Raw genomic sequence first — 7,048 nt, 5'->3', positions numbered from 1 at the left:
AGATCATCACTTTCTACATTCACAATAAAATGACTTGTATCGTCAGATTCAGTCTGCAGCCAATCACCTGTAGCGGAGGCACGCATGACTTTCGATGATAACTCAGCATTTTTCATCCGCCATTGATTCGGTGAGGCTTCACCCTGAAGTGTCAGTTGACCTAAATCAAGATCATTAATCTTAAGGGAGCGTATCGCTAATTGTATTGCTGGCCACAATGCTGCCTTTTTATCTTCCCTCGTCTCATCATCTGCTTGTTCATTCGCAACTTGTAAGTTCAGATAATCAAGATTGATATTAAGTGGCGTCTGGTTGTTTATCTGTTTTGGAATCGATACCCGACCTTTTATCTGAGGCGAGTTCAAATCGAACTGCCAGTCAGAGCTCGTATGTTGACCCGAGAGTTGAAGATGGTTTATCACCTGATCTGTGATGAATACCTTTGATAAGGTCAAATCAATACCGTCAATCAGGTCAAGCGCTGACGCATTCGTCGTGTCCGGCAAAGATTCCTGCCAATCCAGCCAAGGTTGAATATCAAGCATTTCTATATTGCCCGTCAGTTGCAAGCCATTAACATTGGTACCTGCTGATTGTCCGCCAAGCTTAATTTGACCCGACAACGACTTACCTGCATTGGAATGAATAGCAGCATTCAGCCAATCACTATAACTGATGGTGTACAGCATTCCATCGTCTTTTTCTTGTATTGCCGCTTGCAGCCGAACCGGTAGCGATGCTGATTTTCCTAATGGTTCGGGCGCATCAATGCTTATTCCTTGCAGATCAGTACGCAATGAGACGTTGAGCTCAAACTCACCCGGGCTTGGCTCACTAACGGTAATTCCTGTCAGATAGTCACTTTCACCCGTAACAAATGCAGGCACAGTACCGGGCCAGTGCTGATTAAGCGTTGATACTGCGACTCTGCCATTAATATCAATATAGGTTTTATCTTGTTCGGTTTTTGCATTTATCTCTATGGGTTCATCAAACGCTGTCGCGGTAATTTTATCTGCTGATACACCATTATTACTGAAAAAAAGACGGCCATTAATCTTATTTACTTCAAGTCCAGTAATGGCCTTTGTTATTAACTGGCTTTGATTAAAACTGACATAGCCTTTAGCCTGCGCACTATCAGGATCAACTAATGGCACCGTTAAATCCAGTTGAATATCGCTGCTACCCTTAGCCTGAAGCCAATCATCTATACTGCCAAAGCGTGACTTTAACGGGCTTTGTTTTAGGAAAGCCAAAGCGTTACTGGTTGAACCATTTAACAGGCCACTGACTTTCAAAATCGGATTACTCTTAACGAGATTACTGATAGTAGTGGTGACTTTATTAAAGTTAAAACCCGCTATTTGACCTGACTCACTCTGGATTAATAAGTTATTGCCTTGCCCTTCAACTGTGCCATTGACATGCATAATGTCCGGCCAACCTGGGCCATAATGTAACTGAACATCTTCAACATTGAGTTTCATATCGAAGCTGCCACGTTCGGGTTCAGATTCAAAAGGAAAGGCTGAAGGATCCCCTTTCATCGTTATCGTACCTGACCGGATAATCCCTTGACGGAACGCATCTGCAGACCATTCTTCAAAGTCTGCTGGCAAAATTCTTTTCGGCACATAATTCCGCCATGTATTAACAACCACGTCTTGTATGGTTAGTATGAGATTGGTATCGGTAATACCATTGGCTTGCTGGATTTCACCATTGAGAAGAATGTTTAAATCATCATTCCATATTTGAAGAGCATCAGCATTTACTCTCCAGCTCGCATCCTGATTCTGCCATGTTAATTGTCCTGTAATTGAATCAAACAACACAGAATCTGGCAGCCAAGTATCCGCATAAATGCTCGTTGCACGACTATTGAGTTCCAAGGTGCCTTTATATTTTTTCTTATCAAGTGAAAAGCTGACATCATTCGCCCCCGGGTAATCCTGCCAAGGTAAGAAAGATACACCACTCGCACTCATGGAAAGTTCATCAAGCCCGGATTGCTGAGTGTATGCAAAAGCGACATTCTGCAGATCCCCGGCGGGTTTGGTGTTCACTAATATTGCTGGCATTTCATTCATCAGTAATGCCATTGCAGTGACGTCACTCAAACGAACAAAGGAAACGTATCCAGACAATGCACCACTCTGTTCACTTTTTACATCGAACGTTGTGATTGGCCAATCTTCACCAGCCATTCTGATTTGAATCTGTTTACCTTCCACCTGCCACTGATTAGCCGTGTAATCAAGTTGAAAGTGTCCCACAAGTTGCTCAAGACTGACCTCGGTGAACTCATCAGCCGGTTTAGATGAAGACAAAGTGGCGTCTGAGAGTTCAAGCTCAAGTTCTGCCAGCAAGGCTTGATTATCTACTTTCTGTACATTGAGTGTCGCCGATAATAGGCCTTCATCTAACTTTGCGCCGCGGTATGCTCTTTTTTTCAAAAGACTCCCAAGAGACACTTCATCAACACGTACTTGTCCCTGCCATGAAGTCACATTCAATGCTTTATCAATGTGTGCTGTTGCAGATAAGTTAAGGTGATTGCCCAGTGAATCGGGTAAATTCAGATCGGCTTCAGCGAGAAGCTGTTCATCGTTAAAACTCAGAGAAGCATGTTCAATAGTGTATAAACCAGTTAAGGCGGGTTCGTTTTCATCTTTGTACTGAACCTGAATATTGGAAAGTTGTGACTGCTTAAGACGCGTTAACCAATGAAAAACTGTTTGAATGTTATCTTCGCTAAGCGCCTGCTGAGGTTGACTTTCATAGCCTTTAACGCGGAACTGACCATCAGCTGTATGTTCAACATTAACTTTGGCATTACGGATACTGGCATCCGCAATCATCAGCTCGCCACTACGAATAGATGAAAAAACATCCACCGCCAGATAAATCTGTCCGGCCTGGAAAATGGGTGTATTCCCTTGTTTCGCCATGACCTTTACCTGACGAATTTCCAGTTTAGGAATCAGATCCAGCCAATATAATCCGGCTTTTTCGATTTCTACAGGATAACCGCTTTGCTGAGACGCCCAGCTGGCAATTTCGTCTTTTCGCTCGGCAACCTGATCTGACAGCCAGATAGCAGTTATCAGTAATAAAAGTCCTAGCGTAATAGAAATCGCGGTGAGATAAAATAATTGCCGACCGGCAATATGCAGGCTGCGTTTTAGCATCAGATACCTACATCAGCACGACGTTAAACTGCTCACGTCCATACTGTGGTTCACACTGGAATAATATAGGTTTACCAATATGGTGTTCTAAATCAGCCACTTTGGTTGAATCCTCATCATTCAATCGGTCAATCACATCTTGAGACGCCAGTATCAGAAACTGTTTTGTCTCATACTGCTTGGACTCACGAACAATTTCCCGGAAGATTTCATAACATACCGTCTCGACGTTCTTGGTATAGCCTTTTCCTTCACAGCAAGGGCAAGGTTCACACAGAATATGGCCTAAACTTTCTCGGGTTCGTTTACGTGTCATTTCAACCAGTCCAAGCTCTGACACGGCACTGATATTGTGACGAGCCCGATCTAATTGCATGGCTTTTTCCAAAGCACGCAACACTTGTTCACGATGACCAATTTCTTCCATATCAATGAAATCGATGATAATGATGCCACCCAAATTACGAACACGTAACTGACGAGCAATGGCATGCGCAGCTTCTAAGTTGGTTTTGAAGATGGTTTCTTCCAAATTTTTATGGCCAACAAAGCCGCCTGTATTCACATCCACCGTTGTCATCGCTTCGGTTTGATCAAAAATCAGATAACCACCAGACTTCAAGGGCACCTTACGTTGCAAGGCTTTCTGAATTTCGTCTTCTACACTGAATAAATCAAATAAGGGTAAATCCCCTTTATAGTGCTCAAGCCGAGCGGCACATTCAGGCATAAATCCCTCAGCAAAGTGCACGGCTTTATGAAAGGTCTCTTCAGAGTCAATACGAATCCGATCAACATCTGCTGAAAACAAATCACGTAAAGCGCGCATCGCAAGTGATAAGTCTTCATGAAGCGGGTCACCACATTTAACGAGTTGTTTGCGTTCTTGCAGCTTTGCCCACAACCGATAAAGAAATTTCAGATCAGCTTCTAATTCTGCCTCTGAAACGCCTTCTGCTGCTGTGCGGAGAATATAACCGCCAGCGCCTTCATCAAGTAAGCTTATCAAGCAAGCTTTTAACCGTTCCCGTTCCTGCTCAGTTTCAATTTTTAAGGAAACCCCAATCCCTTCAGTTTCCGGCATATAAACTAAATATCGCGAGGATACAGAAAGCTGTGTTGTCAGACGTGCGCCCTTTGTTCCCATCGGGTCTTTTATGACCTGAACCAGAATCTCCTGACCTTCACGCAACAGACTGCTAATAGTTGGCTCAACATTAGGCGCTTCTTTCAAATCCCCCGTTTGGCCCTTGGGAATAGAAATATCTGAAACATGTAAAAAAGCGGCCCTTGCTAGGCCAATTTCTACAAAAGCCGCTTGCATGCCAGGCAAGACACGACAGACTTTGCCTTTGTATATATTCCCAACTAGCCCTCGATATTCATTACGCTCAATGAATACTTCTTGAAGTAGACCATTTTCAACTACGGCTGCACGAGTTTCACTCGGCGTCACGTTGATTAATATTTCACTACTCACATTCAGTCATCCATTGTTAATAAAAGTTGCCCCGTTTCCCTGATGGGTAATCCCATAATGCCAGAATAACTACCTTCTATATGCTCGATAAATAATGCAGCTAAGCCCTGAACCGCATAACCACCAGCTTTATCAACACCCTCTTTAGTCTTGATGTACCAGAAAATATCCTGTTCACTCAATTCAGCGAAACAAACATTATTGACTGAAACAGCTGTCCACAACCTGTCAGCGCGTGTTAGTGCAATTGCCGTCATCACTTGATGTGTTTTACCTGACAACATTCTTAACATACTGGCAGCTTGTTCGTCATTTTGAGGTTTACCCAAAATCGTTTTATCAATAACTACCGCGGTGTCTGCAGCCAGTACTGGCTTTCTGTCAGCTGCTAACAATAAGCCTCGTCCCGCTTCAGCCTTCAATCTAGCTATACGACTCACATAATCAATTGGGAGTTCGTTCTCCAGCACAGATTCATCAATATCAGGATTAATGACTGAAAAATCCACACCCATCTGTAACAAAAGTTCGCGTCGCCTAGGTGAACGCGATGCCAAATAAATAGATGGAAAGTTCATGAACGATGATAGGGGTGATTTTGAAGGATGGTCCAGGCCCGATAGAGCTGTTCGGCCAGTACAATACGAACCAGTGGATGAGGCAGGGTCAACGCGGATAAGGACCATTTCTGGTCCGCTCGCTGAAGACAGCTGGGGTCCAAACCGTCTGGTCCACCAATCATTAGGGCAACGTCACGCCCATCACTGAGCCATTGCTGCATATGTAATGATAAGTCTTCTGTACTCCAGCTCTTTCCCGTCACCTCTAAGGCAACTGCATGATGGTTATCAGCAATCGAAGCCAGAATCCGCTGACCTTCCTCTCTCTTCCACTGTTCTGGCTGCGCATTTTTGCTACGGCGAGCTGGCATGATTTCGGTCAGTTGAAGTGCACACTCTCTTGGCATTCGCTTACTGTATTCTTCATAGCCCTCGCTTACCCAACCTGGCATTTTATTGCCAACAGCGACAAGATTTATCTTCATTCTTGTTCAGCCGACGCCTTTTCATTCTGTGCAGGTACAGCCCATAATTTCTCAAGGTTATAAGTAAGACGTGTTTGAGGCGTCATGATGTGTGTAATCACATCACCTAAATCTACAAGCGCCCATTCGCCAACCGTTTCACCTTCAACTCCTAAAGGTTGAACACCTGCCGCTTTCGCTTGCATGACGACTTCATTTGCCAAGGCTTTCACCTGACGGCTGGATTTACCGGTAGCGATAATCATAATATCTGTCACATCGGTCATTTCTTTGACATCCAGCACTTGGATATCTTCTGCTTTAATGTCTTCGAGCGCATCGATGACGAGTAGTTTTAATTGTTCTGCCTGCATTGGGCACTCCATTTAATATATCTGCTACATAGTGTAACGTAAGGGCTGTTTAATATCCCTTATTATTACGTGTTGATTCATCGGTTTTATCAATCTTTACAGTCGCTTGCGGAAACCAGCTTTGTGTTTTGCCGGTCAGGAAATAAACCGTTAGTCCCAACCATTCATGCCAGGCTGTTTCTAACACAGCAAGATGGGCTGGTAAGTCAAAATCCCAATAGCGGTTGTTGGCGTGGTTACTTCTATAGTCAACCGGATAAGGGATCACATTGATGTGTTGTTTTTTAGCAATGCCAACCGCTCTAGGCATATGAAAAGCGGATGTGACTAAAACATAAGTGCCCGCCGGTTTCGTGAGTAATGGTTTCAGCCTTTGGAAATTCTCATAAGTATTCCGTGCCTGTGGTTCGATAACTAACCGTGACGCATCGATACCCGCTTGTGAGAACAACTGTTGAAACACTTGACCATCACTATCCAGATTTTGTCTTTGTACCAAATTACTGCCACCCGACACAATAATTGGCAAGTCGGGGTAGAGTCTGGCTAACTCAGCAGTTTGCAGAATACGTTCCGCGCCATCGCCTACTTGCGCTTTTTGCCAACTATCAGATAGTTTTAGCTGCTCAGCGCCGCCCAGCATAATAATGCCGTCAAATGGTTCTGATAACTTTTCAGGGGCAGCAAAACGACTCTCCAGCGGATACATTAAATAATCACCGACCGGATAGCCCATCACGATAAATCCAATCAGGCTCATCAATAGTAATAAGCGCTTAGCTACGCGGATATAGTTAAGCCATAAAAGCAATGTGACCACCAGGAGCAGCCAAACCATCAGACTGGTAGGGCTAAGCAATCCCCACACTAGCTTGGAGAGCACAAAAAACAAATTATCCATTGGTTCTAGAAGCAGCAGCTGACGGGTAGAGGCCTAATTGCTCAATTAAACTGATGACCGCATCAGGCAAGAGGT

At 44.1% G+C, this 7,048-nt stretch carries 6 protein-coding genes; all 6 read right to left on the bottom strand.

What is annotated here, in order from left to right:
• Positions 1-3,194 (bottom strand): YhdP family protein (locus B4K20_RS08335; protein ID WP_289282551.1); only part of this gene is annotated, 3,194 nt, incomplete at its 3' end.
• 7 nt (positions 3,195-3,201) lie between these two features.
• Positions 3,202-4,674 carry a ribonuclease G gene (rng, locus tag B4K20_RS08330; RefSeq protein ID WP_289243892.1) on the bottom strand — a complete coding sequence of 491 codons (1,473 nt, stop codon included), beginning with the start codon at positions 4,672-4,674 and terminating at the stop codon, positions 3,202-3,204.
• 2 nt (positions 4,675-4,676) lie between these two features.
• Positions 4,677-5,252, bottom strand: coding sequence for a Maf family protein (locus B4K20_RS08325; protein ID WP_286305261.1), 576 nt, complete (start codon positions 5,250-5,252; stop codon positions 4,677-4,679).
• Complete coding sequence (rlmH, locus tag B4K20_RS08320) at positions 5,249-5,719, bottom strand: 23S rRNA (pseudouridine(1915)-N(3))-methyltransferase RlmH (protein WP_286305262.1); 471 nt, start codon at positions 5,717-5,719, stop codon at positions 5,249-5,251. Before rlmH ends, B4K20_RS08325 begins: the two co-directional genes overlap by 4 nt.
• Positions 5,716-6,072 (bottom strand): ribosome silencing factor, encoded by a 357-nt coding sequence (gene rsfS / locus B4K20_RS08315; protein ID WP_286305263.1) that lies wholly within the window; start codon positions 6,070-6,072, stop codon positions 5,716-5,718. The genes rlmH and rsfS overlap by 4 nt, the downstream gene beginning before the upstream one ends.
• Positions 6,073-6,121: 49 nt before the next feature.
• Positions 6,122-6,892 carry a YdcF family protein gene (locus tag B4K20_RS08310; protein ID WP_349676618.1) on the bottom strand — a complete coding sequence of 257 codons (771 nt, stop codon included), beginning with the start codon at positions 6,890-6,892 and terminating at the stop codon, positions 6,122-6,124.
• Between the last annotated feature and the right edge of the window lie 156 nt (positions 6,893-7,048).

It is taken from the genome of Methylophaga sp. UBA5088 (genome assembly GCF_002414625.1).
Classification (GTDB): domain Bacteria; phylum Pseudomonadota; class Gammaproteobacteria; order Nitrosococcales; family Methylophagaceae; genus Methylophaga; species Methylophaga marina.
The sequence above is the reverse complement of the archived record's forward strand: the minus strand, read 5'-3'. Positions and strand labels throughout refer to the sequence as shown.